The following is a 25,668-nucleotide window of genomic DNA, read 5'->3' as shown; positions in this document are numbered from 1 at the left end:
GTCACCGCCCGGTGATCACGGGGACCCCGACGCGGGACCCCGCCCGGCCACCCGTCTCCCTAGGCTGTGGACCCGTGACCGCGAGCGCGCCCGTCGTCCTGATCACCGAGGAACTGGCCCCGAGCGTGCTGGAGGTGCTCGGTGACGACGTCGAGATCCGTCACGTCGACGGCGCCGACCGGTCCGCGCTGCTGCCGGCCCTCGCCGACGCCGCCGCCGTGATCATCCGCAGCGCCACGCGCATCGACGCCGAGGCCCTCGCCGCCGCGCCGAACCTCAAGGTGGTCGCCCGCGCCGGCATCGGCCTGGACAACGTCGACGTCGCCGCGGCCACCGCGCGCGGCGTCATGGTGGTCAACGCCCCGACGTCGAACATCGTCAGCGCCGCCGAGCACGCCGTCGCGCTGCTGCTGGCCGCCGCCCGGCAGATCCCCGCCGCCGACGCGTCGCTGCGCGCGGGCCGGTGGGCGCGGTCGCGGTTCATGGGCGTCGAGGTCACCGACAAGGTGGTCGGCGTCGTCGGCCTGGGCCGGATCGGCCAGCTGGTCGCCCAGCGGCTGGCCGCCTTCGGCACCACGCTCATCGCCTACGACCCCTACATCCAGCCCGGCCGGGCGGCGCAGCTCGGCGTGCGGATGGTGTCGCTGGAGGAGCTGCTCCGCGAGGCCGACTTCATCACCGTCCACCTGCCGAGGACGCCGGAGACCCTCGGGCTGATCGGCGCCGAGGAGCTGGCCACCACCAAGCGCGGGGTGATCGTCGTCAACGCCGCCCGCGGCGGGCTGGTCGACGAGGCCGCGCTCGCAGACGCGCTGCGCTCGGGCCAGGTCGGCGCCGCGGGCATCGACGTCTTCGCGACCGAGCCCACCACCGACAGCCCGCTGTTCGCGCTGGCCAACACCGTCGTCACCCCGCACCTGGGCGCCTCGACGACGGAGGCGCAGGACAAGGCCGGCACCGCCGTCGCGCACTCGGTGCGGCTGGCGCTGCAGGGCGAGTTCGTGCCCGACGCGGTCAACGTCCAGGCCGGCGGCGTCGTCGCCGAGGACGTGCGGCCCGGCCTGCCGCTGGCCGAGCGGCTGGGCACGGTCTTCACCGCCGTCGCCGGCGGGCTGGCCCAGTCGGTCACCGTCGAGGTCCGCGGCAAGCTCGCCGAGTTCGACGACTCGGTGCTGCAGCTGGCCGTGCTCAAGGGCGTCTTCGCCGACGTCGTCGAGGAGCAGGTCACGTACGTCAACGCGCCGCTGCTGGCCCAGCAGCGCGGCCTCGACGTGACCCTCACCAGCGACCTCGACAGCCCCGACTACCGCAACCTCGTGCGGGTGCGCGGCGCGATGGCCGACGGCCGCGAGGTGTGCGTCTCCGGCACCCTGTTCGGCAAGAACCAGGTGCCCAAGCTGGTCGAGGTCGACGGCTTCGACATGGACCTCGACCTGTCCGGCCACCTGCTGTTCTTCGTCTACACCGACCGGCCCGGCGTCGTCGGCACCGTCGGCGCGGCGCTGGGGGAGGCGGGGATCAACATCGCCGGGGCGCAGGTCAGCCGCACGACCCGCGGCGGCGAGGCGCTCATGGCGGTCGTCGTCGACAGCCCGGTGGCCGCCGACCTGCTCGCCGACATCGCCGGCCGGATCGGGGCGCGCGAGGCCCGCTCCGCGGACCTCGACCCGCGCTGACCTAGGGTCGTCGCCATGCGCCTGGCTGTGATCGCAGGGGACGGCATCGGTCCCGAGGTGGTGGCCGAGGGCCTCAAGGTCCTGGGCGCCGTCGCCCCCGACCTGGAGACGACGCCCTACGACCTCGGCGCCACCCGCTGGCAGCGGACCGGCGAGCTGCTCCCGGACTCCGTGCTCGAGGAGCTGCGCGGGCACGACGCGATCCTGCTCGGCGCGATCGGCGACCCCGGCGTGCCGCCGGGCATCCTCGAGCGCGGGCTGCTGCTGCGGCTGCGCTTCGAGCTCGACCACCACGTCAACCTGCGCCCGGCCAAGCTCTACGACGGCGTCCGCAGCCCGCTGGCCGACCCCGGCACCATCGACATGCTCTGCGTGCGCGAGGGCACCGAGGGCCCCTACGTCGGCAACGGCGGCGTGCTGCGCCGCGACACCCCGCACGAGGTGGCCACCGAGGTCAGCCTCAACACCGCCTTCGGCGTCGAGCGGGTCGTCCGCTACGCCTTCGAGCGGGCGACCGCGCGGCCGCGCCGGCACCTCACGCTGATCCACAAGACCAACGTGCTCACCCACGCCGGGTCGCTGTGGTCGCGGACGGTGGAGGAGGTGTCGGCGGAGTTCCCCGAGGTCACCGTCGCCTACCAGCACGTGGACGCGGCGTCGATGTTCTTCATCACCGACCCCGGCCGCTACGACGTCATCGTCACCGACAACCTCTTCGGCGACATCGTCACCGACGTCGCCGCCGCGGTCACCGGCGGCATCGGCCTGGCCGCCAGCGGCAACCTCGACGCCTCGGGCACCAACCCGAGCATGTTCGAGCCCGTGCACGGCTCGGCGCCGGACATCGCGGGCAAGGGCATCGCCGACCCGACGGCGACCGTGCTGTCGGTGGGCCTGCTGCTCGAGCACCTCGGCTCCGGCGACCTCGCCCGCAAGGTGAACGCCGCCGTGGCCTTCGACCTGTCGACCCGCGATCCGCAGGCGCAGGTCCGCACCGCCGAGGTCGGCGACCGCCTGGCCGCCCTCGCCGGCGGCTGAACCGGCGGCTCGCCCCGGCCGCCGGCCGGCACGGACCTCACCGCGTGGTGCCCGGCCCCGCCCTGCACGGCGAGGTCGGGCACCGCCGAGTGAGGTCGGGCGCCGCGGCGTGCGGGCAGCGGGGCTAGACTCCGCCGCGATGCACCTGTCCGGCACGATCATCATCGCCTAGCGCGCGGTCAGCACCCCCGACCGCGCGCAGACCCTCCGTACCCGGGGGGTCTTCTTCGTGTCAGGGGCCTGATCGCCGTCGAACCCCCGGGAGCACCCGTGGCCACCGACAGCCCGACCGCCGTCAGCACCGACTTCCACGTCTTCGACACCACGCTGCGCGACGGCGCCCAGCGCGAGGGGATCAGCTTCTCCGTCGCCGACAAGCTCGCCACAGCGAGGCTGCTCGACGAGATCGGCGTCGGCTACATCGAGGGCGGCTGGCCGGGGGCGCTGCCCAAGGACACCGAGTTCTTCGCCCGCGCCCGCAGCGAGCTCAAGCTGCGGCACGCGGTGCTGGTCGCGTTCGGCGCCACCCGCAAGGCCGGGGTCCGCGTCGAGGACGACCCGCAGGTGCGCGCGCTGCTCGACGCCGGGACGCCGGTGGTCTGCCTGGTCGCCAAGTCCGACGTCCGGCACGTGCGGGAGGCGCTGCGGACCACGCTCGAGGAGAACCTCGCGATGGTCGCCGACACCGTCGCGTACCTGGTCTCCCACGGCCGGCGGGTGTTCCTCGACTGCGAGCACTTCTTCGACGGCTACGCCGCCGACCCCGACTACGGCGTCGCGGTGCTGCGGGCCGCGTTCGGCGCGGGCGCGGAGGTCGGCGTCCTGTGCGACACCAACGGCGGGATGCTGCCGATGGGCGTGGCCCGGGTGGTCGCCGACGTCCGGTCGCGGGTGGAGGGGCGGCTGGGCATCCACTGCCAGGACGACACCGGGTGCGCCGTCGCCAACTCGCTGGCCGCCGTCGAGGCGGGGGTCACCCACGTGCAGGGCACCGCCAACGGCTACGGCGAGCGGGCCGGCAACGCCGACACCTTCGCGCTGGTGGCCAACCTGGTCACCAAGATGGGCCTGCCGGTCGTGCCCGCGGAGTGCCTGGCCGAGCTGCAGCGGGTCAGCCACGCCATCGCCGAGCTGGCCAACATCGCCCCCGACGACCACCAGCCCTTCGTCGGCGCCTCGGCGTTCGCGCACAAGGCCGGCCTGCACGCCAGCGCGATCAAGGTCAGCCCGGAGCTGTACAACCACCTCGACCCGGCCGTCGTCGGCAACGACATGCGCATCCTGGTCACCGAGATGGCCGGCCGCGCCTCGGTGGAGCTCAAGGGTCGCGAGCTCGGCGTCGACCTCGACGGGCACGCCGACGCCGTCGGCCGGGTGGTGGACCAGGTCAAGGTGCTCGAGGCCGAGGGGTGGTCGTTCGAGGCCGCCGACGCCTCCTTCGAGCTGCTGCTGCGCTCCCAGCTGCCCGGCGCCCCCGCCCCGCTGTTCGAGCTGGAGAGCTACCGGACGACGGTCGAGCACTGGGCCAACGGCGTCGTCATGAGCGAGGCGACGGTGAAGGTCCACGTCGACGGCGAGCGGATCATCAGCACCGGCGAGGGCAACGGCCCGGTCAACGCACTGGACAACGCGCTGCGCCAGGCGCTGGTCAGCCGGTACCCGCGGCTGGCCGACGTCTCGCTGGCCGACTACAAGGTCCGCATCCTCGGCTGGAAGGGCGGCACCAGCGCCACCACCCGGGTGCTCGTCGACACCACCGACGGGGTGGGGGAGTGGACCACCGTCGGTGTCCACGACAACATCGTCGAGGCCTCCTGGCACGCGCTGGTCGACGCGCTGACCTACGCCGTCCGCCACCGCTGACGCGCCCGTCCCGCCTCCCGCGGGGGAGGCGGGACGGGGGCGTCGGCTCAGTGGTGGGCGTACTCGTCCAGGCGCCACCACATCGCCAGCGCCATCGCCGGGAGCATCAGCACGTGCCCGGCGGTGAACAGGGTCGACGCCGAGATCGTCCCGGTCCAGTACGGCACCAGCAGGACGACGAACGGCACGTACATCGCCGCGGACATCTCCGCGATCGCCGGCCAGGAGTGCCGGCGGACGCGCATCCAGGCGGCCATCCCGATCGCCATCTCGGTCGCCATCACGATCGCGTGGACGTCGGCGCGGTCGTCCAGCGCCGGCCACAGCCAGGTCCCGACCGGACCGAGGACCACCATGCCGGCGACCATCGCCACGACCATCTCCAGGTAGTGGCGGGCCAGGTGCCAGGTGTGCCGGGTACGGGCGGGGGTCTGCTCGGGAGGGGTCTGCGTCGTCATGCAGGGAGGGTCGGGCGGGGCGCCGTCCCCGCCACGTGCCGGAGGTCACGGCCGCCGGTCACGGTCCGGCATGACCGGCCTCAGACCAGGTCGAGCGCGCGGGCGCGCAGCGCCGCCTGGGTGCGGTCCCGGGCGCCGAGCTTGCCCAGCACGTTGGTCACGTGGTTCTTGACCGTGCCCTCCGCCAGGTACAGCGCCCGCGCGATCTCCCGGTTGCTGCGGCCCTCGGCCAGCAGCCGGAGGACGTCGAGCTCGCGGTCCGACAGCGGCACGACCAGCGGCTGGGGCCGCGGCCGCGGGGCGTCGTCGAGCTGGGCGAGGCGGGCGACCACCTTGGCCGCGACCGACGGCTGCAGCACCGACTCGCCGCGGGCGGCCGACAGCACCGCCTCGACCAGGCGGTCGGAGGAGACGTCCTTGAGCAGGTAGCCCAGCGCGCCGGCCCGGAGCGCGGCGAAGACGTCCTCGTCGTCGTCGAAGGTGGTCAGCGCCAGCACCCGGACGTGCGGCTGCTCGACCCGCAGCCGGCGGGTCGCGCCGATCCCGTCCAGCACCGGCATGTGCAGGTCCATGAGGACGACGTCGGGACGCACGGCCGCCGCCCGCTCCAGCGCCTCGTGCCCGTCGCCGGCCTCGCCGACGACCTCGACCTCCGGCCGTGCGCCGAGCAGGGTCACCAGCGCCTCCCGGAACAGCGCCTGGTCGTCGACGACGAGCACGCGGACGGCGCTCACCCGGGCACCTCGACCAGCAGCTCGGTGCCCGCCCCGCCGCACGACCCGACGGTGACCCGACCGCCCACCCGGGCGGCGCGCTCGCGCAGACCGAGCAGGCCGAAGGTGGGCCGGTCCCCGGGGGTGTCGGGGATGCCGCGGCCGTCGTCGCGGACCGCCAGCCGGACGGTGCCGTCCCCGCCGTAGGTCAGCGTCACCCGCGCGCAGGTGGCCCCGGCGTGCTTGCGGACGTTGGTCAGCCCCTCCTGCGCCGACCGGAACAGCGACTCCTCGGTCTCCTCCGGCAGCGGTCGCTCGGGCCCGGTGACCTCGAGCGTGGCGGGGAGTCCCGCGGCCGCGGCCTCGCCGGTCAGCGTCTCCAGCGCCACGCGCAGCGGCGGGCGGGACACCGGCGCCCGCAGCGTGGCCACCGACCGGCGGACCTCGGCCAGCGCCTCGCTCGCCTGGGACTGGGCCTTGGCGAGCACCTCGTCGGCGCGCGCGGGATCGGTCGGCAGCACCGCGCGGGCGGCCTGCACCTGCATCTGGACGACGGTCAGGTGGTGGCCGAGGCCGTCGTGGATGTCGCGGGCCAGCCGGTTGCGCTCGCGCGTGGTGGCGAGCTCCCCGGCCTGGGCGGCGTACCCGCGGAGCAGCCCGTTGGCCTCGGCGAGCTCCGCCCGCGCCCGCTGCGCCTGCTGCAGCAGGGCGGTCACGACGGCGGTGAACACCGCGGCGCCGAGCAGCCCGAGCGCGTTGCGGGCGAAGTCGGCCCACCCCATCCCGAGGTGCACCAGCGGCACGACCAGCGTGACCGCCGCGGCGGCGGGCAGGGGGAGCAGCAGCACGCACTGGGCGACCAGCACCAGCAGCAGGAGGGTCGCCCCGACGCCGGCGTGCGCCGCGCCGAACAGCAGGACCCCGAGCGGCAGTTGCAGGCACACGTGCCCGCCGGTCAGCCAGTACCGGCGCGGGGCCGGTTGCCGGGACAGCCACGGGAACGACACCAGGCTGTGCGCCGCGTACGTCGTCGCGAGGGCGACGGCGAGCAGCGGGTGGGGGTCGTCGGTGGCCTCGACCGCGACGGTGAGCAGCGCCAGCAGGGTCAGCACCGCGAGCGCGCGGGTCACCCGGTCACTGTCGCGCTGTCGCCGCGCCGGGGTCAACCACCGGGCCGAGGACACGGCAGTGGCCCCCTCCCGGCGGGGGAGGGGGCCACTGCCGTGTGCTCGGCGCGGGGCGTCAGCTCCTGGGCTCGACCTCGCCCATCGGGCCGAAGCCGGGGACCGACGGCTCGTCGATGTAGATGATCTGCGGCTGCTCGGCCACGAGGTCCGACATCCAGTCGAAGGCGGCCTTGGCGTGCGGGGTGGCCACGTGCGAGGCGCCGGCGTCGGCGTCCCGGAAGCCCTCGATGCAGACGAACGTGTTCGGGTCCAGCACGCTGCGGGACCACTCGAAGAACAGGCTGCCCTCCTCGGCGTTCACCGCCGCCGCGTACTCGTCGGCCTTCGCCCGGAACTCGTCGATCTTGTCGGGCCGGACGGGGAACTTGATGACGATCAGGATCACAGGGTCTCCTCTGGACGGAGCAGGTCGAGGGTCAGAGCAGGTCGAGGGTCACAGCGGGTCGAGCCGGCGGCGCAGCAGGCAGAAGGGGTTGCCCTCCGGGTCGGCGAGCACGTGCCAGCTCTCCTCCCCGGTCTGCCCGACGTCGGCCCGGGTGGCGCCGAGGTCCAGCAGGCGCTGGAGCTCGGCGTCCTGGTCGCGGTCGGTGGCGTTGACGTCCAGGTGCAGCCGCGGCTTGCCGGGGGCGGGCTCGGCCACCGGGGCGAACACCAGCGTGGGCGCGGCCCCGCCGAAACCGGCCTCCGGGCCGATCTCGACCGCCCCGTCGTCGTCCCGGCCGAGCACCCGGTAGCCGAGCACCTCGGCCCACCAGGCGGCGAGCGCCTCGGGGTCCCGGCTGTCGACGACGATCTCGCTCAGGCGGCAGGCCACCCGGTCACCGTAGGGCGGGCGGCGGGTGCGCGCGGGGTCAGTAGCCTCGACGTCGTGCGCATCGTCCGCTTCGCCTCGCCCTCGGGCATGTCCTTCGGAGTCCTCGACGGCGACGGGCAGGTCGCCCAGATCGAGGGCCACCCGTTCGGGACCATCTCCTTCACCGGCCAGCGGTTCGCCCAGGCCGACGTCCGGCTGCTCTCGCCGATCCTGCCGAGCAAGGTGGTCTGCGTCGGCAAGAACTACGCCGACCACGTGAAGGAGATGAACACCGGCGACGCCCCGGAGCGGCCGCTGCTGTTCCTCAAGCCCTCGACGTCGGTCATCGGCCCCGGCGACGCCATCCGCATCCCCGCCGGCAGCACGAACGTGCACCACGAGGTCGAGCTCGCCGTCGTCATCGGCGCCCGCGGCGCGCGCAACCTGACCCCCGAGCAGGTCCCGGGCAGCGTCTTCGGCTACACGATCGCCAACGACGTCACCGAGCGCGACATGCAGAAGGCCGACGGGCAGTGGACCCGCGCCAAGGGCTTCGACTCGTTCTGCCCGCTCGGCCCGTGGATCGAGACCGACCTGCGCGGCCTGGGCAAGGACCCGGCCGACCTGGAGATCACCTGCACCGTCGACGGCGAGCCGCGGCAGGCCGGGCGCACCAGCCAGCTGTTGTTCGACGTCCCGACGCTGGTCAGCTACATCTCGCAGGTGATGACGCTGCTGCCCGGCGACGTCGTGCTCACCGGCACCCCGGCCGGGGTCGGGCCGATCCGGCCCGGGCAGCGGGTCGAGTGCTCGATCGACGGCCTGGGCACGCTGACCAACGGGGTCAGCGGCGCGGACACCGCCTCCACCGCGGGCGGTGCGCGATGACCACCCCGACGAGCACCGTCCGCACCCGCTTCTGCCCCTCGCCGACGGGGATGGTGCACGTCGGCCTGCTGCGCACCGCGCTGTTCAACTGGGCGCACGCGCGGCACACCGGCGGCACGTTCGTCTTCCGCATCGAGGACACCGACGCCGCCCGCGACTCCGAGGAGTCCTACCGGCACCTGCTGGACTGCCTGCGCTGGCTGGGCCTGGACTGGGACGAGGGCCCCGAGGTCGGCGGCCCGCACGGCCCCTACCGGCAGTCGGAGCGGCACGAGGTCTACCGCGAGGTCGCGGCGAAGCTGCTCGCGGCCGGGCACGCGTACGAGTCCTTCTCCACCAACGAGGAGGTCGAGGCGCGGCGGCTGGCCGCCGGCCAGGACCCCAAGCTCGGCTACGACAACGCCGACCGCTTCCTCACCGACGCGCAGAAGGCCGCCTTCCGCGCGGAGGGCCGCGACCCGGTGCTGCGGCTGCGGATGCCCGACGAGGACCTGGTGTGGACCGACCTGGTCCGCGGCGAGGTCCGCTTCGCCGCGGGCTCGGTGCCCGACTTCGTCCTCGTGCGCGGCAACGGCGTGCCGCTGTACCCCTTCGTCAACCCCGTCGACGACGCCCTGATGGGCATCACCGACGTGCTGCGCGGCGAGGACCTGCTGCCCTCGACCCCGCGCCAGCTCGCCCTCTACGCGGCGCTGCAGGACGTCGGCGTCGCCGGCGGCACCCCGCGCTTCGGCCACCTGCCCTACGTCACCGGCGAGGGCAACAAGAAGCTGTCCAAGCGCGACCCGCAGTCCAACGTCGACGTGTACCGCGAGCGCGGCTTCCTGCCCGAGGGGTTCGCCAACTACCTGGCGCTGCTGGGCTGGTCGATCGCCGAGGACCGCGACGTGTTCTCCACCGCCGAGATGGTCGAGGCCTTCGACGTCACCCGGGTCAGCGCCAACCCGGCGCGCTTCGACGTCAAGAAGGCCGAGGCGATCAACGCCACGCACGTCCGCGAGTTGCCGGTGGAGGAGTACGTGGCCCGCGTGGTGCCCTTCCTCGCCGGCGCCGGGCTGGTCGCCGACCCGCCGACGGCCGAGCAGGACCGGGTGCTGCGCGCGATCGCCCCGATGGCGCAGGAGCGCACGGTCGTCCTCTCCGACGCCGTCGGCCTGCTCGGCTTCCTCTTCACCGAGGAGGTGGCCGTCGACCCGGCCGCGGCGGCCAAGAACCTGCGCCCCGACGACGCCGCGGTGCTCGACGCCGCCGCCGACGCGCTGCGCGACCTGGCCGACTGGAGCCCCGCCGGCATCGAGCAGGCGCTCAAGGCGGCGCTGGTCGAGGGCCTGGGCCGCAAGCCGCGGCAGGCGTTCGGGCCGGTGCGGGTGGCGGTGAGCGGCCGCACGGTCTCCCCGCCGCTGTACGAGTCGATCGAGCTGCTCGGCCGCGAGCGCACCCTGGCCCGGCTGGCGGCGGCCCGGGCGACCACCGGGGGCCCGACGGGGGACACGGCGGGGTGACCGTCCCGCCCTGGGGACCGCCGCCCCCGGACCGCCCGCCGGCCCCGGAGGACGAGCCCTACACCGGCCCGCCGCCCACCGGCCCGTACGGGGCGCCGCCGCAGGTCCCGGGCACGCCGTACGGTGGCGGGGCGGCGCCGTGGGCGCCGGCCGGGGGAGCGGGGGCCGGGCCGGTGCCCTGGCCGCTGGGCCCGGTGCCGCTGCCGCCCGGCCCGCACGGGCCGGCCGGGCACGGTGCGTTCCCCCCGGGGCCGTTCCCACCCGGCCCCCACCCGTACGCCCCGTTCCCGCCCGCGCCGTTCCCGCCCGGCGTCGCGCTGGCGCCGCCGCCCGGGACGCCGCCGCACGACGAGCCGCAGCCCTACCTGCTCGCGATGCGCGCGCGGGACTGGGGCTGGTGGCGGCCGCTGCTGGGCCTGCTGCTGTTCACCGTCGCCTACGGGGTCGCCGCGTTCGTCGTGGTCCTCGCCGTGCTCCTCACCGGCGTCTCGCCGGACCTGCAGCTGCTCGACCTGGTCGACCCCGGCGTGCTGCTGCTCACCAACCTCTCGCTGATCGTGGCGATCCCCATCGTCTGGCTGGCCTGGGTGGCCGCCCACGGCATGGCACCGGGGTGGTCGTCCTCGGTGCTCGCCCGGCTGCGCTGGCGGCTGCTCGCGCCGCTCACCCTGCGCGCGCTGGCCACCCTCGGCGTCGGCATCGCTCTCTCGGTCACCCTCGGCTACCTGCTCGACGACGGCGAGGTCACCGGGCCGGTCGACGACCTGGCCTGGCTGCTGCTGGTCGTGGTGCTCACCACGCCGCTGCAGTCGGCGGCCGAGGAGTACGTCTTCCGCGGCTACCTGAGCCAGGCGATCGCCGGCTGGATCCGCAGCCCCCGCACGGGCGCGGTGGTGGCCGCCGTGGTCACCGCCGCGCTGTTCTCGCTGGCCCACGCGCCGGGCGACGTCGTCACCTTCCTCGACCGGTTCGCCTTCGGGCTGGCCGCCTCGGCAGTGGTCTTCCTCACCGGCGGCCTCGAGGCGGCGATCGTGCTGCACGCGGTCAACAACGTGCTGGTGTTCCTCCTGGCCGGGACGCTCGGCGAGGACGTCGCCACGGAGGAGGTCCCGGCCGGCGTCGGGCTGCTGTACCTGCTGGTCACGCTCGTGTCGATGGGTGCCTACGTCGCGGTCGTGGCCGCCTCCCGCCGGCGGCTGCGGGTCGAGACCCTGACCGGGGCGCTGGACCTGCGCGTCCCGGCCGTCGACCCGCGGACCGGGGGGTGGTGACACGTGCTCCGGGAACGTCGGGTATCGTCTTCTCCGGCGCCGCGAGGTGCCGGCCAAACCTTGGGGTATGGGGTAATTGGCAGCCCGACGGATTCTGGCTCCGTTAGTCTAGGTTCGAGTCCTGGTACCCCAGCGAGGAAGCACCACCTCCTCAACAGCACGACCAGCACCACCGCACGGCCCCGTCGTCTAGCGGCCCAGGACGCCGCCCTCTCACGGCGGTAGCGAGGGTTCGAATCCCTTCGGGGCTACAGCGCAGCGAGAGCCCCCGGTCACCGGCCGGGGGCTCTCGCCGTTCCCGGGGGCCGGCCGCCCGGACCCGGTCGCGGGTGCCGCTGCTGGGCGTGCCAGGATGGTCGCCGTCCGGCCCCGTCGTCTAGCGGTCCAGGACGCCGCCCTCTCACGGCGGTAGCGAGGGTTCGAATCCCTTCGGGGCTACAGCGCAGCAGGGCCCCCGGCCACCGGCCGGGGGCCCTGCGCCGTTCCGGGCCCCCCGAGTGGCCCATGATCGCGAGCGGACGTAGCGTTCCCAGGGCCCCATCCCGGGCCGGGAACGGAGGCGGACCTGGTGATCCGGACCAGTCGACGGCTGGCCGACGGCCGCGAGATCGTCTACTTCGACGCGGACGGCACGCCCGCCCGCGTCGCCGAGGACACCCGCGACCTGCCCCCCGTCGGCACCCGCTCGCAACTGCGCCGGGACGCGCTGCTCGGCGAGTGGGTCGTGATCGCCGCCCACCGGCAGACGCGCACCTTCCTGCCGCCGGCCGACCAGTGCCCGCTGTGCCCCTCGCGGCCCGGCCGGCCCACCGAGGTGCCCGAGGCGGACTACCAGGTCGCCGTCTTCGAGAACCGCTTCCCGTCGCTGTCGACCGCCGTCGACCGCGACGTGCCGCCCACCGCGCCCGGCGCCCCGCTGGCCGAGCTGCGCCCCGGGTTCGGCCGCTGCGAGGTGGTGCTGTTCACCAGCGACCACGACCAGCACTTCGCCGGGCTGGGCCGCGACCGCGCGCGGCTGGTGATCGACGTCTGGGCCGACCGCACCGCGGAGCTCGGCGGCATCGACGGCGTCGAGCAGGTCTTCTGCTTCGAGAACTCGGGTGAGGAGATCGGGGTGACGCTGTCGCACCCCCACGGGCAGATCTACGCCTACCCGTTCGTGACCCCGCGGGTGGAGAAGGTGCTCGCCTCGGTGCGCCGGCACCGCGAGGGGACCGGCGGGGACCTGTTCGCCGAGGTCGTGGAGTCCGAGCGCACCGGGCCGCGGGTGGTGGCGGCGAACGAGCACTGGGTGGCCTTCGTCCCGGCCGCGGCCCGCTGGCCCTACGAGGTGCAGCTGTTCCCCACCCGCCGGGTGCCCGACCTGCCCGCCCTCGACGACGCGCAGCGGGACGCGCTGGCCGAGGTCTACCTCGACGTCCTCGGCCGCTTCGCGCACCGCATGGACACCCCGCTGCCCTACATCGCCGCGTGGAACCAGGCGCCGGTGCACACCGGCCGCGAGGACTGGTGGCTGCACCTGCAGCTGTTCTCGCTGCGCCGCGCGCCGGGCAAGCTCAAGTACCTGGCGGGCTCGGAGTCGGGGATGGGCGCGTTCATCACCGACACCAACCCCGAGGACGTCGCCGAGCAGCTGCGCAACGTGGTGGTCCCGTGAGCGGGCTGCCCACCGACGAGGAGGCCGCGGCCCGCGCCGTCGCCGCGTTCACCGAGCGGTTCGGCGCCGCGCCCGAGGGCGTCTGGGCCGCGCCCGGGCGGGTCAACGTCATCGGCGAGCACACCGACTACAACGGCGGTCACGTGCTGCCGGTCGCCCTGCCGCACACCACCCGCGCCGCGGTCGCCCGCCGCGACGACGGCCGCCTCGTCCTCGTCTCCGCCCAGCACCCCGGCGCCGACGCCGACGTCGCGGTCGCCGACCTCAAGTCCGGCACCCCGGGCGGCTGGGCCGGCTACCCGGCCGGCGTCGTCCACCAGCTGCGCGAGGCGGTGCCCGGGGGCCTGAGCCTGCTGGTCGACGGCGACGTCCCGGCCGGCGCGGGGCTGTCGTCGTCGGCGGCGCTGGAGTGCGCCGTCGCCGTCGCCCTGCGCGACCTGCTGGGCCTCGACCTCGGCCCCGACGAGCTGGTCGACGTCGCCCGCCGGGCCGAGAACGACTTCGTCGGCGCGCCCACCGGGATCCTCGACCAGTCCGCGTCGGTGCTGTGCACCGCCGGGCACGCGCTGCACCTGGACACCCGCGACCGCGGCAGCGAGCAGGTGCCCCTCGACCTCGCGGCGGCCGGCCTGGCGCTGCTGGTGGTCGACTCGGGCACCACCCACAGCCACGCCGACGGCGGCTACGGCGACCGGCGCCGCGAGTGCGAGGAGGCCGCCCGGCGGCTCGGCGTCGGCCTGCTCTGCGAGGTGCCCGGCGTCGACGCCCTCGCGCCGCTGGACGACGGCACCGCGCGCGGCGCGCTGCTGCGGCGCCGGGCCCGCCACGTGGTCACCGAGAACGCCCGCGTGGAGGAGGTCGTCGGCCTGCTGCGCGCCGGCGGCGACCCGCGGGAGGTCGGCCCGGTGCTCACCGCCGGGCACGCCTCACTGCGCGACGACTTCGAGGTGTCGGTGCCCGAGCTCGACGCGATCGTCGAGACGGCGCTGGCCGCCGGGGCGCACGGCGCACGCATGGTCGGCGGCGGCTTCGGCGGGAGCGCGGTCGCGCTCGTCGACGCCGCCCTCGTCGACGACGTCGCCGCCGCGGTCACCGGGCGCGCCGGCGCCACCCGTTCCTACGTCGTGGTCCCCTCCGCGGGGGCCCGCCGCCTGTCCTGACCTGACCCGAGGGAGGCCCGAGTGGACGACCTGAGACTGGACGCGGGGTTCGTCGACTACCTGCTGGTGGCCGTCTACTTCGCCGTCGTGCTGATGATCGGCGCCGCCGCCCGCCGGCGGGTGTCCGACAGCCTGGACTTCTTCCTGTCGGGCCGCTCGCTGCCCGCCTGGATCACCGGCCTGGCGTTCATCTCGGCCAACCTGGGCGCGGTCGAGATCGTCGGCATGTCGGCCAACGGCGCGCAGTACGGCATGAGCACCGTGCACTACTTCTGGATCGGCGCGGTCCCGGCCATGCTGTTCCTGGGCGTGGTGATGATGCCCTTCTACTACGGGTCGAAGGTCCGCAGCGTCCCGGAGTTCATGCGCCGCCGGTTCGGGACCGGCGCCCACCTGGTCAACGCGCTCAGCTTCGCCACCGCGCAGATCCTCATCGCCGGCATCAACCTGTTCCTGCTGGCCACGATCGTCAACGCCCTGCTCGGCTGGCCGCTGTGGGTGTCGCTGATCGTCGCGGCGGCCGTCGTGCTCAGCTACATCACCCTCGGCGGGCTGTCGGCGGCGATCTACAACGAGGTCCTGCAGTTCTTCGTCATCATCGCCGCGCTGCTGCCGCTGACCCTCATCGGCCTGCACCGCGTCGGCGGCGTCGACGGTCTGGTCGACAAGGTCACCGACGCCGGACGCGCCGAGGAGCTCAGCTCGTGGCCGGCCACGGAGCTGTCGGGGATCAGCAACCCGGTCCTGTCGGTGATCGGCATCGTCTTCGGCCTCGGGTTCGTGCTGTCGTTCGGCTACTGGACGACGAACTTCGTCGAGGTCCAGCGGGCGATGGCGACCAAGTCGATGTCCGCGGCGCGCAGCACGCCGGTCATCGGGTCCTTCCCGAAGATGTTCGTGCCGTTCATCGTGGTGGTCCCGGGCATCATCGCCACGGTCCTGGTGCCGGAGGTCATCGAGGCCCGTGCCAACGCCGACGCGGAGTTCGACTACAACAACGCGCTGCTCATGCTGATCCGCGACACCCTGCCCAACGGCCTGCTCGGTGTCGCGCTCGCCGGCCTGCTGGCGGCCTTCATGGCCGGCATGGCGGCCAACATCTCCGCCTTCAACACGGTCTTCAGCTACGACCTGTGGCAGCAGTACGTGAAGAAGGACCGGCCCGACCACTACTACCTGGTCGTGGGCCGGTGGGCGACCGTCGGCGCCACCGTGGCCGCCATCGGGACGGCGATCATCGCGTCGGGCTACACGAACCTGATGGACTACCTGCAGACGCTGTTCGGCTTCTTCAACGCCCCGCTGTTCGCCACGTTCATCCTCGGCATGTTCTGGAAGCGGATGACGCCGACCGCGGGCTGGGCGGGCCTGGTGTCCGGGACGCTGGCCGCGGTCACGGTCGCGTTCCTCAGCGAGGACGCGTTCGGGACGGCGTCACTGGGCGTCCTCCCGCTCAGCGGTCAGGGGGCGAGCTTCGTCGCCGCGAGCGCCGCGTTCCTCGTCGACATCGTGGTCAGCGTCGTGGTCAGCCAGGTCACCGCGCCCAAGCCGGTGGCCCAGCTCGCCGGGCTGGTCTACTCCGAGACCCCGAAGGAGCAGCGGACCGACCCCGACGCGCACCGGCTGCCCTGGTACCAGTCGCCGACCAAGCTCGCCGGCATCTCGCTGGTGATGGTCATCATCCTCAATGTCATCTTCCGCTGACGGCAGGAGTCCGGTCATGAGCAGCAGCACCTCGCGCTCCGGCGCTCCGGCGCACCAGGCGGGCGCGTTCGACGTCCGCAACGTCATCGCCGCACTCATCGGCTTCTACGGCGTCGTGCTGGTCCTCGCGGGCCTGTTCGGGAACTCGCCGGCCGAGCAGGAGAAGACCGGCGACGTCAACGCCAACCTGTGGGCGGGCCTGGCCATGCTCGTGTTCGCGGCCGCCTTCGCGCTGTGGTCGCGGCTGCGCCCCATCGTCGTCGAGGCCCCGCCGGACCGGCAGGACCCCGAGGACGACGGCAGCGGCCGCACGGTCCCCGGGCACTGACCCCCCGGGCCCGCCGTCCCCACGGACGGCGGGCCCGGGCGCCGCTCAGCAGAGCAGCGCGGCGGCCACCGACTCCAGGTTGCCGCAGATCTCCACGGACGGCGGGACCCCGCCGGTGTCCTCGACGGCGGGTTCGGCCGGGGGCGTCGTCCCCGTCACGGGCTCGTCGCTGCTCAGCTGCACGAGCAGGACGATGCCGACGGTGACGGCGGCCGCCATGAGGACGGCGACGACGGCGATGAGCATGCGGTGCGTGGAGGCCCACGCGCCGGCCGGGTGGTGGACGGGGACGGTCATCGGGAGCCCCTCTCCGGGTGCGGCCGTGCCGCCCCTGAGGCGCCGGGCCCGGGCGTGGCACACCCGGGGACGACGACGCTGCGCCTCCGCCGCCGCGGGCGGAATACGTCAGAGTGCGTATCCCGCGGGCGCCGCCGGGCGGCCTAGCGTGACCGGCACGGCCGACGGGGGGTCCGCCATGGGGCACCTGCGCGCGCGGGACGCCGAGGACCTGCTCGCCCTGCTCCGGGCGGCGCGGGCTCTCGACCCCGGGCCGGTGCTGCCCTGGGAGCTGCTCGAGGGGCTGCTGCGCCTGGTCCCCGCCGACCTCGACCTGACCGCCCGGCTGGTCGACCACCGCGACCTCCGGACGGTCGTCGTCCAGGGCGTGCTGGTCGACGGGACCCGCGGCGTCGAGCGCGCCGGCGAGGACGCACTGACCGGCTCCTCCGGCGGGCTGCGCTCGCCGCTGGTCGGGCCGCAGCCCCAGCGCGTCCTGCGCCGCGTGCTGTCGGCCGCGGACCTCTCCCCGGGCGACGGCGGCGGCCCGCGGCACCCCGAGGTGACCACCGACGTGCCCGGCGAGCTGGTGGTGCCGCTGCGCGCGCCGCTCGGCGAGGCCCCGGTGCTGCTGTTCCTCCGCTCCGGCCGCACCCCGTTCGGCGAGCGGGACCGGCGGGTGCTGGAGCTGGCCCGGCCGCACCTGCTGGAGCTGTGGCTGGACGCCGAGCACCGCCGGGCGGGCGTGCCGCGGCTGACCGCGCGCGAGTGGGAGGTCCTCGGCCTGGCCGGCGCGGGGCTGTACGCCGAGGAGATCGCCGCGGCGCTGCGCATCGCCGTCGGCACGGTGCGCAAGCACACCGAGCACATCCGGGAGAAGTGCGGCACGCACACCGTCGCCGAGGCGGCCGCCCGGTGCCTGCCGTACGGGCCGGGACCGGGTCAGCCGGTGGTGCGGTGGGGCGGCTGACCCGGTCCGCGCTGACCCGGTCCGCGCTGATCCGGTCGCGGAGCCGTCAGCAGAACGGCTTGGCGAGGGCGACCGTCATGGCGCCGGGCAGGGCGCAGGCCTCCTCGGCCGGCGCCGGCGACGGCGCGACCGGGGCCGGGTCGTCGGTGGCCAGCAGCACCGTCAGGGTCACGGCCGCGACGACGGCGAGCGTGGCCACGACGGTGAAGAGGACGAGCAGGGAGCGGTGGGCGGCGGCCCAGGCGGCGGCCGGGCCGTGCGTGGCGGTGGTCATCGGGAGGCCCCTCCGGGTGCGGCACGGGGCCGTCCCTGGGATGCGCCGACCCGGCGGTGGGTGACCGGGGACCACGACGGTCCGCCCGCGCCGGACCGCGCGGAATACGCGACGGGGCGTATCCCGGGCGGCCCGCCGGGCCGGTCGTCCCGGCCGGCTCAGTCGTCGAGGACGGTGACCGGCACCCGCTGCACGAGGTTGTTGGCCATGCCCTGGCGGTTCCAGGGCTGCTCGACCGGCTGCCGGCCCTCGGCGTCGGTGGCGCGCACGACCAGTTCGTACCCGCCGGGCCGCGCGTCCCAGGTGCAGGTCCACGCCCGCCACGCGTGCGGGTGCGCCGGGTCGGGCGGCGCGAGGTCGGCCGGTGTCCAGGTGGCCCCGCCGTCGGTGCTCACCCCGACGCCGGTCAGCGGGGCGCGGCCGGACCACGCCCGGCCGGTGAGCGTCACCGGACCGGGCCGCAGGAACCGCTCGCGGGTCATGAAGTCGGGGAAGCCGGGCGGGGCCAGCAGCGCCCTGGGCGCGATCCGGGTGACCGGCACGCCGGCCTCGTGCGCCTCGGTCTTCAGCCGGTAGGCCGTCGCGTTCTGGAACCCGTCGAAGGGGTGCTCGAGCACCTCGACCCGGGTCAGCCACTTGACGTGCGCCATGCCGTACCAGCCGGGCACCAGCAGCCGCAGCGGCGCCCCGTGCTGCGGCGGCAGGGGAGCGCCGTTGACCGCCCACACCAGCAGCACGTCGGGCCGCAGCGCCTCGGCCAGCGGCAGGCCGCGGGTGTAGTCCTGCTCGACGCCGCGCTCGACCCCGTGGTCGGCGCCGGTGAAGGCGACGTCGACCGCGGCAGAGGAGACGCCGGCCTCGGCCAGCAGCGGCGCCAGCGGCGTGCCGGTCCACTCGGCGTTGCCGACGGCCTCGAGCAGCCACGGCTGGCTGACCGGGCGGGGCTCCAGCCGGGCGCGGCCGTTGCCGGCGCACTCGAGCAGCACCCGCGCGGTGACCGCCGGACGCCGGCGCAGGTCGTCGAGGTCCAGCCGCAGCGGCCGCTCGACCGCGCCGGTGACCTCCAGCCGCCAGGTGGCGGGGTCGACGGCGGGGATGTCGTAGTGGGTGAGCACGTAGTGCAGGCCCGGCGGCGTGACGTCGTAGCGCAGCGCCTCGAGCGGCAGGCCGTGGTTGCGGGTGGCCAGCGCGAGCTCGTCCAGGCCGATGCCCTCACCGGGCCCGGCGATCCGGGCCCGCCCGCGCTGCCGGGGCTCCGTGGCGGTCATGGGAGGAGTCTCCGCCCCGCGGCCGCCGGGGAGAACCTCCTAGGAGGCGGCGCGGGCGATCGCCGCCGCCGTCTCCAGGACCGCGCCGACCACCTCGGGGCTCGGCCGGCGGCCCAGCCGCTCGACCGGGCCGGAGATCGACACCGCGCCGAGCACGGCGCCCGCCGGGTCGCGCACCGGCGCCGACAGCGAGGCGACCCCGGCCTCGCGCTCGGCGACGCTGTGCGCCCACCCGCGCCGGCGGACGTCGAGCAGCGTGCGGGCGGTGAAGCTCGCCTGCGGCAGCAGCGGCGTGACCTCCTCCGGCGGTGCGAAGGCCAGCAGCGCGTGCGCCGCCGACCCCGCCGTCATGGGCAGCCGCGCGCCCACCGGCACCGTGTCGCGCAGCCCGTGCGCCCGCTCGGCGGCGGCGACGCACACCCGCGACCCGCCCTCGCGCACGTAGAACTGGGCGCTCTCCCCGCTGGCGTCGCGCAGCGCCGCGAGGTGCCGGCCGGCGACCCGGGCGAGGTCGGCGCTGCCGTGGCTGAGCTCGGCCAGGGCGGGACCGGGCGCCCACGTGCCCGCCGGGGTGCGCCGGAGCAGCCGGTGGCCCTCGAGCGCGACGGCCAGCCGGTGGGCGGTCGCCCGCGGCAGGTCGGTGCGCGCGACGAGGTCGGCGAGCGACGCCGGCTCCTGCGCGACGGCGCGGAGGATGGCCACTGCTTTGTCCAGAACGGCGACGGGGTTAGGCTGTCCCACACAGCGATACTCTCATCCCACACAGTGAGATGCCACCGTGGGATGACCCGATCGGGAGGGACCCCGTGCCGAAGACCCTGGCGGAGAAGGTCTACGACGCCCACGTCGTGCGGAGTGCCGCGGGCGAGCCGGACCTGCTCTACATCGACCTGCACCTCGTGCACGAGGTCACCAGCCCGCAGGCGTTCGACGGGCTCCGGGCCGCCGGCCGCCCGGTCCGCCGGCCCGACCTCACCATGGCCACCGAGGACCACAACGTCCCGACGCTCGACGTCCTCGCGCCGATCGCCGACCCGGTCAGCCGGGCGCAGGTCGAGGCGCTGCGGCGGAACGCCGCGGAGTTCGGCATCCGGCTGGCCCCGATGGGCGACCGCGACCAGGGCATCGTGCACGTCATCGGCCCGCAGCTGGGGCTGACCCAGCCGGGCACGACGATCGTCTGCGGCGACAGCCACACCTCCACCCACGGCGCGTTCGGCGCGCTGGCGTTCGGCATCGGCACCAGCGAGGTCGAGCACGTGCTGGCCACCCAGACGCTGCCGCAGTACCGGCCCAAGCAGATGGCCGTCACGGTGAACGGCGAGCTGCCCGAGGGCGTCTCGTCGAAGGACGTCATCCTCGCCGTCATCGCGCGGATCGGCACCAACGGCGCCGCGGGCCACGTCATCGAGTACCGCGGCAGCGCCATCGAGGCGCTGTCGATGGAGGCCCGGATGACGATCTGCAACATGTCGATCGAGGCCGGGGCCCGCGCCGGGATGATCGCCCCCGACGAGACGACGTTCGCCTACCTGCAGGGCCGCCCGCACGCCCCGCAGGGCGCCGACTGGGACGCCGCCGTCGCCCACTGGCGGACGCTGCGCACCGACGAGGGCGCCGTCTTCGACACCGAGGTCGTCCTCGACGCCGCGGAGCTCTCGCCGTTCGTCACCTGGGGCACCAACCCCGGCCAGGGCCTGCCCCTGACCGAGCGGGTGCCCGACCCGGCCGACTTCGCCGACGACAACGAGCGCCGCGCCGCCGAGCAGGCGCTGGCCTACATGGGCCTCACCCCGGGCACGCCGCTGCGCGAGATCGAGGTGGACACCGTCTTCCTCGGCTCCTGCACCAACGGCCGGATCGAGGACCTGCGCACCGCCGCCGAGCTGCTGCGCGGCAGGCGGATCGACGCCCACACCCGGATGCTCGTCGTCCCCGGGTCGATCGGGGTCAAGCTGCAGGCCGAGGCCGAGGGCCTGGACCGGGTGTTCACCGAGGCCGGCGCCGAGTGGCGCGGCGCGGGCTGCTCGATGTGCCTGGGCATGAACCCCGACCAGCTCAAGCCGGGGGAGCGGTCGGCGTCGACCAGCAACCGCAACTTCCAGGGCCGGCAGGGCAAGGGCGGGCGCACGCACCTCGTGTCGCCGTCCGTGGCCGCCGCCACCGCGCTCACCGGCCGGCTGACCGCCCCCGCCGACCTGGCCGGCCTCGAGACCGCTGGAGTCTGAGATGCAGCCCTTCACCACGCACACCGGCACCGCGGCCCCGCTGCGCCGCAGCGCCGTCGACACCGACCAGATCATCCCGGCCGAGTACCTGAAGCGGATCACCCGCACCGGGTTCGAGGACGGCCTGTTCGTCGCCTGGCGCACCAACGAGCCGGACTTCGTGCTCAACCAGCCGCACCACGCCGACGCCTCGATCCTGGTCGCCGGCCCCGACTTCGGCACCGGCTCCTCGCGGGAGCACGCCTGCTGGGCGCTGCTCGACGGCGGCTTCCGCGTCGTGATCAGCTCGCGGTTCGCCGACATCTTCCGGAACAACTCGACCAAGTCGGGCCTGCTGACCGTCGTCCTCCCGCAGGCCGACGTCGAGGCGCTGTGGCAGGCGGTCGAGGCCGACCCGGCCCTGCCGGTGACGGTCGACCTGCAGGCGAAGACGGTCGCCTACGGCGACACCACGGTGCCGTTCGAGGTCGACGACTACATCCGCTGGCGGCTGCTGGAGGGGCTCGACGACGTCGGCCTCACCGAGCGGCACCTGGCCGACATCGAGGCCTACGAGGCGCAGCGCCCGTCCTGGCTGCCGAAGGCGCTCCCGGCCCTCCCCGCCTGACGCCCGTCAGCCCCGGCGTCCCCTACTCGGGGGCGTCGGGGTCCGGGCCGAGGTCGCGGTAGTAGTCGGCCAGCAGCGCGCCGGGGCGGCCGCCCAGCGCCCACACGCTGCCCTTGGCCGCCGGCGGGTACAGCCGCCCGGCGACGCCCTCCCACCGGACGCCGAGGCTCATCAGCACCGACGGGATCGCCCCGCCCTGGCTGCACACCACGGTGACCCCGCCCTCCCGCGGCTCCAGCAGCCGCTCGACGACGGCGAGGCCCGCCTGCGGGTCGGCGGCGAACTCCTCCTCGCCGAGCTCCGGCAGGTCGCGCACGGGCAGGCCGGTCCGCTCGGCCAGCGGCTCCAGGGTCTGCCGGCAGCGCACCCGCGGGGCGGTGAGCAGCTCGACCGGACCGAACGCCGGCAGGACGTCGGCCAGCTGCTGCGCCTGCCGCCACCCCTTGGTCTCCAGCGGCCGCTCGTCGTCGGGGCCGGCCCAGTCGCTGCGGCTGCCGGCCTTGGCGTGGCGCACCAGCAGCAGCGTCGGCGCCCGCGGGACGTCGTCGCGGGCGAGGTCGGCCAGCACCCGCCGGTCGTGCTCGTGGGTGACCAGCGCGGCGGCGTCGTCGAGGGGCAGCCAGCGCAGCTCGTCGACCTCGTCGTTGGGCTCGAACGGGTGCTCGGTGCCGACCGCCCGCATGAGCCAGTAGTCCACGTGCTTGGGCCCGGCGGCGACCTCGTAGCGGGTGCGCAGGCTGCGGCGGCCGAGCGCGACGTGCAGGCCGGTCTCCTCGACGACCTCCCGCACCGCGGCGGACAGGGCGTTCTCCCCGGCGTCGAGCTTGCCCTTGGGCAGCGACCAGTCGTCGTAGCGCGGCCGGTGCACGAGGACGGTCTCGACGCCGCCGTCGGCGGCCGGCCGCCACACCACCCCGCCGGCGGCCGCGACGACCGCCGTCCGCTCAGCCGGCATGCTCGGTCACCCGGTGCATGAGGGCGGCCTGGTAGTCCCGGGTGCCGGTGCGGGTCCACTGGCCCTCGGAGCCGAGCTCCCAGCACCGCACGCCGGGGGCCATGGCGGCGTCGAAGACCGCGAGCAGCTCCCGCTGGGCCGTGTCGTCGCACACCCGCAGCAGCACCTCGACCCGGCGGTCGAGGTTGCGGTGCATGAGGTCGGCGCTGCCGAGCCACCACTCCGGCTCGCCCGCGTTCTCGAACGCCATGACCCGCGAGTGCTCGAGGAACCGGCCGACGATCGACCGCACCCGGACGGTCTCGCTCAGCCCGGGCACGCCCGGGCGCAGCGCGCAGATGCCGCGGATGAACAGCTCGACCGGGACCCCGGCGCCGGAGGCCTCGTAGAGCGCGTCGATGACCCGCTCGTCGACCAGCGAGTTCACCTTGAACCGGATGCCCGACGGGCGGCCCTCGGCGGCGTGCCGCGCCTCCCGGCGGATCTTCTCCACCAGCCCGGCGCGGATCCCGTGCGGCGCCACCATCAGCTGCCGGTAGGTGGTCTGCCGCGAGTAGCCGGTGAGCACGTTGAACAGGTCGGTGAGGTCGGCGCCCACCCGCGGGTCGGCGGTGAGGATGCCGAGGTCCTCGTACTGCCGCGCCGTCTTCGGGTTGTAGTTGCCGGTGCCGATGTGCACGTAGCGGCGGATGACGCCGTTCTCCCGGCGCACCACCAGCGCCGTCTTGCAGTGCGTCTTCAGGCCCACCAGGCCGTAGACGACATGGCAGCCGGCCCGCTCCAGCGACCGGGCCCAGGTGATGTTGGCCTCCTCGTCGAAGCGCGCCTTGATCTCGACGAGGACGACCACCTGCTTGCCGAGCTCCGCGGCGGTGATCAGCGCGTTGACGATCGGGGAGTCGCCGGAGGTGCGGTACAGCGTCTGCTTGATCGCCAGCACGTGCGGGTCCTCGGCGGCCTGCTCGATGAAGCGCTGCACGCTCGTGGCGAACGAGTGGTAGGGGTGGTGGACCAGCACGTCGCCCTCGCGCAGCGTGGCGAACACGCTCTTGGGCGTCTCGCCCTCCGACAGCCGCGGGTGGGTGGCCGGCACGAACGGCTCGTCCTTGAGCTCGGGGCGGTCGATGTCGTACAGCGCCCACAGCGAGGCGAGGTCCAGCAGCCCGGGCACCGTGACGACGTCCTGCGGGCTGACCTCGAGCTCGGAGACGAGGACGTCGAGGATCTGCGGGTCCATCGTCTCGGTGACCTCGAGCCGGACCGCGGGGCCGAACCGGCGGCGGGCGAGCTCCCGCTCGAGGGCCTGCAGCAGGTCCTCGTCGCGGTCCTCCTCCACCTCCAGGTCGGCGTTGCGGGTGACCCGGAACAGGTGGTGGTCGATGACGTCGAGGCCGGGGAACAGCAGCGACAGGTGCGCGGCGATGAGGTCCTCGAGGGGCAGGAACGTCGCCTGGGAGTCGACCGGCCCCACCGGCACGAACCGCGGCACGTTGTTGGGCACCTTGAGCCGGGCGAAGCGCGGCGCGCCGGTCTCCGGGTCGCGCACCACGACGGCGAGGTTGAGCGACAGGCCGCTGATGTAGGGGAACGGGTGCGCCGGGTCGACGGCCAGCGGGGTGAGCACCGGGAACACCTGGTCGCGGAAGTACTCGCGCAGCCGCCGGGTCTCGGTCTCGGCGAGGTCGTCCCAGTGCACGATCCGGATGCCCTCGGCCTCCAGCCGCGGCGTGACGTCCCGCTCGAAGCAGTCGGCGTGCCGGTGCACCAGCTCCTGGGTGCGCTCGGTGACCCGGGCCAGCTGCTCGCGGATGGTCAGCCCGTCGGGGGAGCGCACGGTCAGCCCGGTGCTCAGCCGCCGCTTCAGCCCGGCGATGCGGACCATGTAGAACTCGTCGAGGTTGCCCGCGAAGATCGCCAGGAACTTGACCCGCTCGAGCAGCGGCATCGACGCGTCCTCGGCCAGCTCGAGCACCCGCGCGTTGAAGTCCAGCCAGGACAGCTCCCGGTTGAGGAAGCGGTCCGCGGGCAGCGGGGGCTGCTCCGCGGGCACGGGCGTCTCGGGCCCGGTGATCGGGGACGTCGTCTCGGCTGCCACGGCGCTCATCGTGCCCCACGCACGTGAACGGCCGGTGCCCCTGCGCGGTCCCGTCAGGCGGCCGGGCGCGGGAGCCGCGGCAGCAGCGCCGCCGTCGCCGTCCCGACGCCGAGGCCGGTGGCGGCGGCCAGGTCGGCGGGCGTGTCGACGTCGCGGCGCAGTCCCGGCCAGTCGCCGGCCAGCGGCACCGCGCCGGCGGCGGCGTGCGCGGCGGCGGAGTCGCGGCCGAACCGCGGGTCCAGCGGCACGCCGGCCGCGGTGAGCAGGGTGGTGCCGGTGCCCGCGGCGTCGGCGACGAAGCAGCGCGGCGCCGCCGCGGCCGCGGCGAGGGCGGCGGCCAGCTCGGCCGGCCGCAGCGCCGGCAGGTCCGACGACAGGGCGGCGACGGCGCGCCCGCCGCTGGCCCGGGCGCCGTGGGCGAGCGCCGGGTTGAGCCCGCGGTCGGGCTCGTCGGGCACCGTGCGCGCGCCGAGCGCCCGGACGGTGGCGGCCGCGCGGTCCTCGTCGGTCACGACGACGACGTCGGCCACCGCGGGGCAGGCGCGGGCCGCGGCGACGGTGTCGGCCAGCAGCGCCAGCACCAGGTCCGCGTGCAGTCCGGGACCGCCGCCGGTCAGCGGCACGAGGCGGGTCTTGGCCGCGGACAGCCGCTTCGCCGGGACGACCAGGGACCACCGCACGGGCACCATGTGAGCACACCGCCACGGTCCGCCGCGGACGCCGGAGGACCCCGGTGCGCACCCGGACCGGTCGCAGG

General features: G+C 75.0%; 25 protein-coding genes and 3 tRNA genes. 16 read left to right on the top strand and 12 right to left on the bottom strand.

Annotated features, from left to right (window positions below; all coding sequences use genetic code 11):
• Positions 1 to 74 precede the first annotated feature (74 nt).
• The 3 genes from serA (at position 75) to cimA (ending at position 4,577) form a co-directional block, all read left to right on the top strand.
• On the top strand, positions 75 to 1,676 hold the full coding sequence (serA, locus tag ACI79L_RS05995; protein WP_456935888.1) for a phosphoglycerate dehydrogenase: 1,602 nt from the start codon (positions 75 to 77) through the stop codon (positions 1,674 to 1,676).
• Between the two features lie 15 nt (positions 1,677 to 1,691).
• Positions 1,692 to 2,714 (top strand): 3-isopropylmalate dehydrogenase, encoded by a 1,023-nt coding sequence (locus tag ACI79L_RS05990; RefSeq protein ID WP_456935887.1) that lies wholly within the window; start codon positions 1,692 to 1,694, stop codon positions 2,712 to 2,714.
• Positions 2,715 to 2,984: 270 nt separating this feature from the next.
• Positions 2,985 to 4,577 carry a citramalate synthase gene (cimA, locus tag ACI79L_RS05985; protein ID WP_456935886.1) on the top strand — a complete coding sequence of 531 codons (1,593 nt, stop codon included), beginning with the start codon at positions 2,985 to 2,987 and terminating at the stop codon, positions 4,575 to 4,577.
• 47 nt (positions 4,578 to 4,624) lie between these two features.
• On the opposite strand, the gene ACI79L_RS05980 is transcribed toward cimA, so the two are convergent.
• The 5 genes from ACI79L_RS05980 to ACI79L_RS05960 form a co-directional block, all read right to left on the bottom strand.
• Positions 4,625 to 5,035, bottom strand: a complete 411-nt coding sequence (locus tag ACI79L_RS05980) for a hypothetical protein (RefSeq protein WP_456935885.1) — start codon at positions 5,033 to 5,035, stop codon at positions 4,625 to 4,627.
• 80 nt (positions 5,036 to 5,115) lie between these two features.
• Entirely contained in the window at positions 5,116 to 5,769 is a 654-nt protein-coding gene (locus ACI79L_RS05975; protein WP_456935884.1) for a response regulator, read from the bottom strand.
• Complete coding sequence (locus ACI79L_RS05970) at positions 5,766 to 6,878, bottom strand: sensor histidine kinase (protein WP_456935883.1); 1,113 nt, start codon at positions 6,876 to 6,878, stop codon at positions 5,766 to 5,768. Before ACI79L_RS05970 ends, ACI79L_RS05975 begins: the two co-directional genes overlap by 4 nt.
• A gap of 112 nt (positions 6,879 to 6,990) precedes the next feature.
• Entirely contained in the window at positions 6,991 to 7,320 is a 330-nt protein-coding gene (locus ACI79L_RS05965) for a putative quinol monooxygenase (RefSeq protein WP_456935882.1), read from the bottom strand.
• A gap of 48 nt (positions 7,321 to 7,368) precedes the next feature.
• Entirely contained in the window at positions 7,369 to 7,749 is a 381-nt protein-coding gene (locus tag ACI79L_RS05960) for a VOC family protein (protein ID WP_456935881.1), read from the bottom strand.
• Positions 7,750 to 7,803: 54 nt separating this feature from the next.
• On the opposite strand from ACI79L_RS05960, the gene ACI79L_RS05955 reads away from it, so the two are divergent.
• From ACI79L_RS05955 to ACI79L_RS05910, 10 genes are all read left to right on the top strand, one after another.
• Positions 7,804 to 8,616: a fumarylacetoacetate hydrolase family protein gene (locus tag ACI79L_RS05955; protein WP_456935880.1), complete on the top strand. Its 813-nt coding sequence runs from the start codon at positions 7,804 to 7,806 to the stop codon at positions 8,614 to 8,616.
• Positions 8,613 to 10,118, top strand: coding sequence for a glutamate--tRNA ligase (gene gltX, locus ACI79L_RS05950; protein ID WP_456935879.1), 1,506 nt, complete (start codon positions 8,613 to 8,615; stop codon positions 10,116 to 10,118). Before ACI79L_RS05955 ends, gltX begins: the two co-directional genes overlap by 4 nt.
• Positions 10,115 to 11,389 (top strand): CPBP family intramembrane glutamic endopeptidase, encoded by a 1,275-nt coding sequence (locus ACI79L_RS05945; protein ID WP_456935878.1) that lies wholly within the window; start codon positions 10,115 to 10,117, stop codon positions 11,387 to 11,389. Before gltX ends, ACI79L_RS05945 begins: the two co-directional genes overlap by 4 nt.
• 61 nt (positions 11,390 to 11,450) lie before the next feature.
• A tRNA-Gln gene (locus tag ACI79L_RS05940) sits at positions 11,451 to 11,522 on the top strand.
• 45 nt (positions 11,523 to 11,567) lie between these two features.
• A tRNA-Glu gene (locus ACI79L_RS05935) sits at positions 11,568 to 11,640 on the top strand.
• 114 nt (positions 11,641 to 11,754) lie between these two features.
• Positions 11,755 to 11,827 (top strand) — tRNA-Glu (locus ACI79L_RS05930).
• A 130-nt stretch (positions 11,828 to 11,957) separates the two neighbouring features.
• The gene (galT, locus tag ACI79L_RS05925; RefSeq protein ID WP_456935877.1) at positions 11,958 to 13,046 is read left to right on the top strand and encodes a galactose-1-phosphate uridylyltransferase; all 1,089 of its coding nucleotides are present in this window, start codon (positions 11,958 to 11,960) and stop codon (positions 13,044 to 13,046) included.
• Positions 13,043 to 14,206 carry a galactokinase gene (galK, locus tag ACI79L_RS05920; RefSeq protein ID WP_456935876.1) on the top strand — a complete coding sequence of 388 codons (1,164 nt, stop codon included), beginning with the start codon at positions 13,043 to 13,045 and terminating at the stop codon, positions 14,204 to 14,206. The genes galT and galK overlap by 4 nt, the downstream gene beginning before the upstream one ends.
• 21 nt (positions 14,207 to 14,227) lie before the next feature.
• Positions 14,228 to 15,910: a sodium:solute symporter family protein gene (locus tag ACI79L_RS05915; protein WP_456935875.1), complete on the top strand. Its 1,683-nt coding sequence runs from the start codon at positions 14,228 to 14,230 to the stop codon at positions 15,908 to 15,910.
• 16 nt (positions 15,911 to 15,926) lie between these two features.
• A complete protein-coding gene (locus ACI79L_RS05910; protein WP_456935874.1) occupies positions 15,927 to 16,238 on the top strand; it encodes a hypothetical protein in 312 nt (103 codons plus the stop codon).
• Between the two features lie 45 nt (positions 16,239 to 16,283).
• On the opposite strand, the gene ACI79L_RS05905 is transcribed toward ACI79L_RS05910, so the two are convergent.
• The gene (locus ACI79L_RS05905) at positions 16,284 to 16,535 is read right to left on the bottom strand and encodes a hypothetical protein (RefSeq protein ID WP_456935873.1); all 252 of its coding nucleotides are present in this window, start codon (positions 16,533 to 16,535) and stop codon (positions 16,284 to 16,286) included.
• A 178-nt stretch (positions 16,536 to 16,713) separates the two neighbouring features.
• Here ACI79L_RS05905 and ACI79L_RS05900 point away from each other — a divergent pair, with 178 nt between their 5' ends.
• Positions 16,714 to 17,484, top strand: coding sequence for a helix-turn-helix domain-containing protein (locus ACI79L_RS05900; RefSeq protein ID WP_456935872.1), 771 nt, complete (start codon positions 16,714 to 16,716; stop codon positions 17,482 to 17,484).
• 46 nt (positions 17,485 to 17,530) lie between these two features.
• Here the strand turns inward: ACI79L_RS05900 and ACI79L_RS05895 are convergent, their stop codons facing one another.
• The 3 genes from ACI79L_RS05895 to ACI79L_RS05885 form a co-directional block, all read right to left on the bottom strand.
• Positions 17,531 to 17,758, bottom strand: coding sequence for a hypothetical protein (locus ACI79L_RS05895; RefSeq protein WP_456935871.1), 228 nt, complete (start codon positions 17,756 to 17,758; stop codon positions 17,531 to 17,533).
• A 158-nt stretch (positions 17,759 to 17,916) separates the two neighbouring features.
• Entirely contained in the window at positions 17,917 to 19,026 is a 1,110-nt protein-coding gene (locus ACI79L_RS05890) for a sulfite oxidase (protein WP_456935870.1), read from the bottom strand.
• A 39-nt stretch (positions 19,027 to 19,065) separates the two neighbouring features.
• Complete coding sequence (locus tag ACI79L_RS05885) at positions 19,066 to 19,728, bottom strand: IclR family transcriptional regulator (RefSeq protein WP_456929198.1); 663 nt, start codon at positions 19,726 to 19,728, stop codon at positions 19,066 to 19,068.
• Between the two features lie 104 nt (positions 19,729 to 19,832).
• Between ACI79L_RS05885 and leuC the strand changes: the two genes are divergently transcribed.
• Together leuC and leuD are read left to right on the top strand one after the other, a co-directional pair.
• Positions 19,833 to 21,254 (top strand): 3-isopropylmalate dehydratase large subunit, encoded by a 1,422-nt coding sequence (leuC, locus tag ACI79L_RS05880; RefSeq protein ID WP_456935869.1) that lies wholly within the window; start codon positions 19,833 to 19,835, stop codon positions 21,252 to 21,254.
• 1 nt (position 21,255) lies between these two features.
• Positions 21,256 to 21,861: a 3-isopropylmalate dehydratase small subunit gene (gene leuD, locus ACI79L_RS05875; protein WP_456935868.1), complete on the top strand. Its 606-nt coding sequence runs from the start codon at positions 21,256 to 21,258 to the stop codon at positions 21,859 to 21,861.
• 22 nt (positions 21,862 to 21,883) lie between these two features.
• Here the strand turns inward: leuD and ACI79L_RS05870 are convergent, their stop codons facing one another.
• The 3 genes from ACI79L_RS05870 to cofC are packed head-to-tail and all read right to left on the bottom strand — an operon-like array spanning position 21,884 to position 25,600.
• On the bottom strand, positions 21,884 to 22,816 hold the full coding sequence (locus ACI79L_RS05870) for an NUDIX hydrolase (RefSeq protein ID WP_456935867.1): 933 nt from the start codon (positions 22,814 to 22,816) through the stop codon (positions 21,884 to 21,886).
• Positions 22,806 to 24,911: an RNA degradosome polyphosphate kinase gene (locus ACI79L_RS05865; protein WP_456935866.1), complete on the bottom strand. Its 2,106-nt coding sequence runs from the start codon at positions 24,909 to 24,911 to the stop codon at positions 22,806 to 22,808. Before ACI79L_RS05865 ends, ACI79L_RS05870 begins: the two co-directional genes overlap by 11 nt.
• 53 nt (positions 24,912 to 24,964) lie before the next feature.
• Positions 24,965 to 25,600, bottom strand: coding sequence for a 2-phospho-L-lactate guanylyltransferase (gene cofC, locus ACI79L_RS05860; RefSeq protein ID WP_456935865.1), 636 nt, complete (start codon positions 25,598 to 25,600; stop codon positions 24,965 to 24,967).
• Positions 25,601 to 25,668: the final 68 nt, after the last annotated feature.

The organism is Geodermatophilus sp. SYSU D00684 (assembly GCF_054050455.1).
Note: the sequence above shows the minus strand (reverse complement) of the source record. Positions and strands in the feature narration are given on the sequence as shown.

Excerpts from the sequence above, each read along its gene's own strand:
- leuD (WP_456935868.1), top strand. The coding sequence starts at position 21,256 with ATGCAGCCCTTCACCACGCACACCGGCACCGCGGCCCCGCTGCGCCGC.
- ACI79L_RS05990 (WP_456935887.1), top strand. The coding sequence starts at position 1,692 with ATGCGCCTGGCTGTGATCGCAGGGGACGGCATCGGTCCCGAGGTGGTG.
- ACI79L_RS05870 (WP_456935867.1), bottom strand. The coding sequence starts at position 22,816 with ATGCCGGCTGAGCGGACGGCGGTCGTCGCGGCCGCCGGCGGGGTGGTG.
- ACI79L_RS05980 (WP_456935885.1), bottom strand. The coding sequence starts at position 5,035 with ATGACGACGCAGACCCCTCCCGAGCAGACCCCCGCCCGTACCCGGCAC.
- ACI79L_RS05895 (WP_456935871.1), bottom strand. The coding sequence starts at position 17,758 with ATGACCACCGCCACGCACGGCCCGGCCGCCGCCTGGGCCGCCGCCCAC.
- ACI79L_RS05910 (WP_456935874.1), top strand. The coding sequence starts at position 15,927 with ATGAGCAGCAGCACCTCGCGCTCCGGCGCTCCGGCGCACCAGGCGGGC.
- gltX (WP_456935879.1), top strand. The coding sequence starts at position 8,613 with ATGACCACCCCGACGAGCACCGTCCGCACCCGCTTCTGCCCCTCGCCG.
- ACI79L_RS05890 (WP_456935870.1), bottom strand. The coding sequence starts at position 19,026 with ATGACCGCCACGGAGCCCCGGCAGCGCGGGCGGGCCCGGATCGCCGGG.
- ACI79L_RS05900 (WP_456935872.1), top strand. The coding sequence starts at position 16,714 with ATGGGGCACCTGCGCGCGCGGGACGCCGAGGACCTGCTCGCCCTGCTC.
- ACI79L_RS05905 (WP_456935873.1), bottom strand. The coding sequence starts at position 16,535 with ATGACCGTCCCCGTCCACCACCCGGCCGGCGCGTGGGCCTCCACGCAC.
- cofC (WP_456935865.1), bottom strand. The coding sequence starts at position 25,600 with ATGGTGCCCGTGCGGTGGTCCCTGGTCGTCCCGGCGAAGCGGCTGTCC.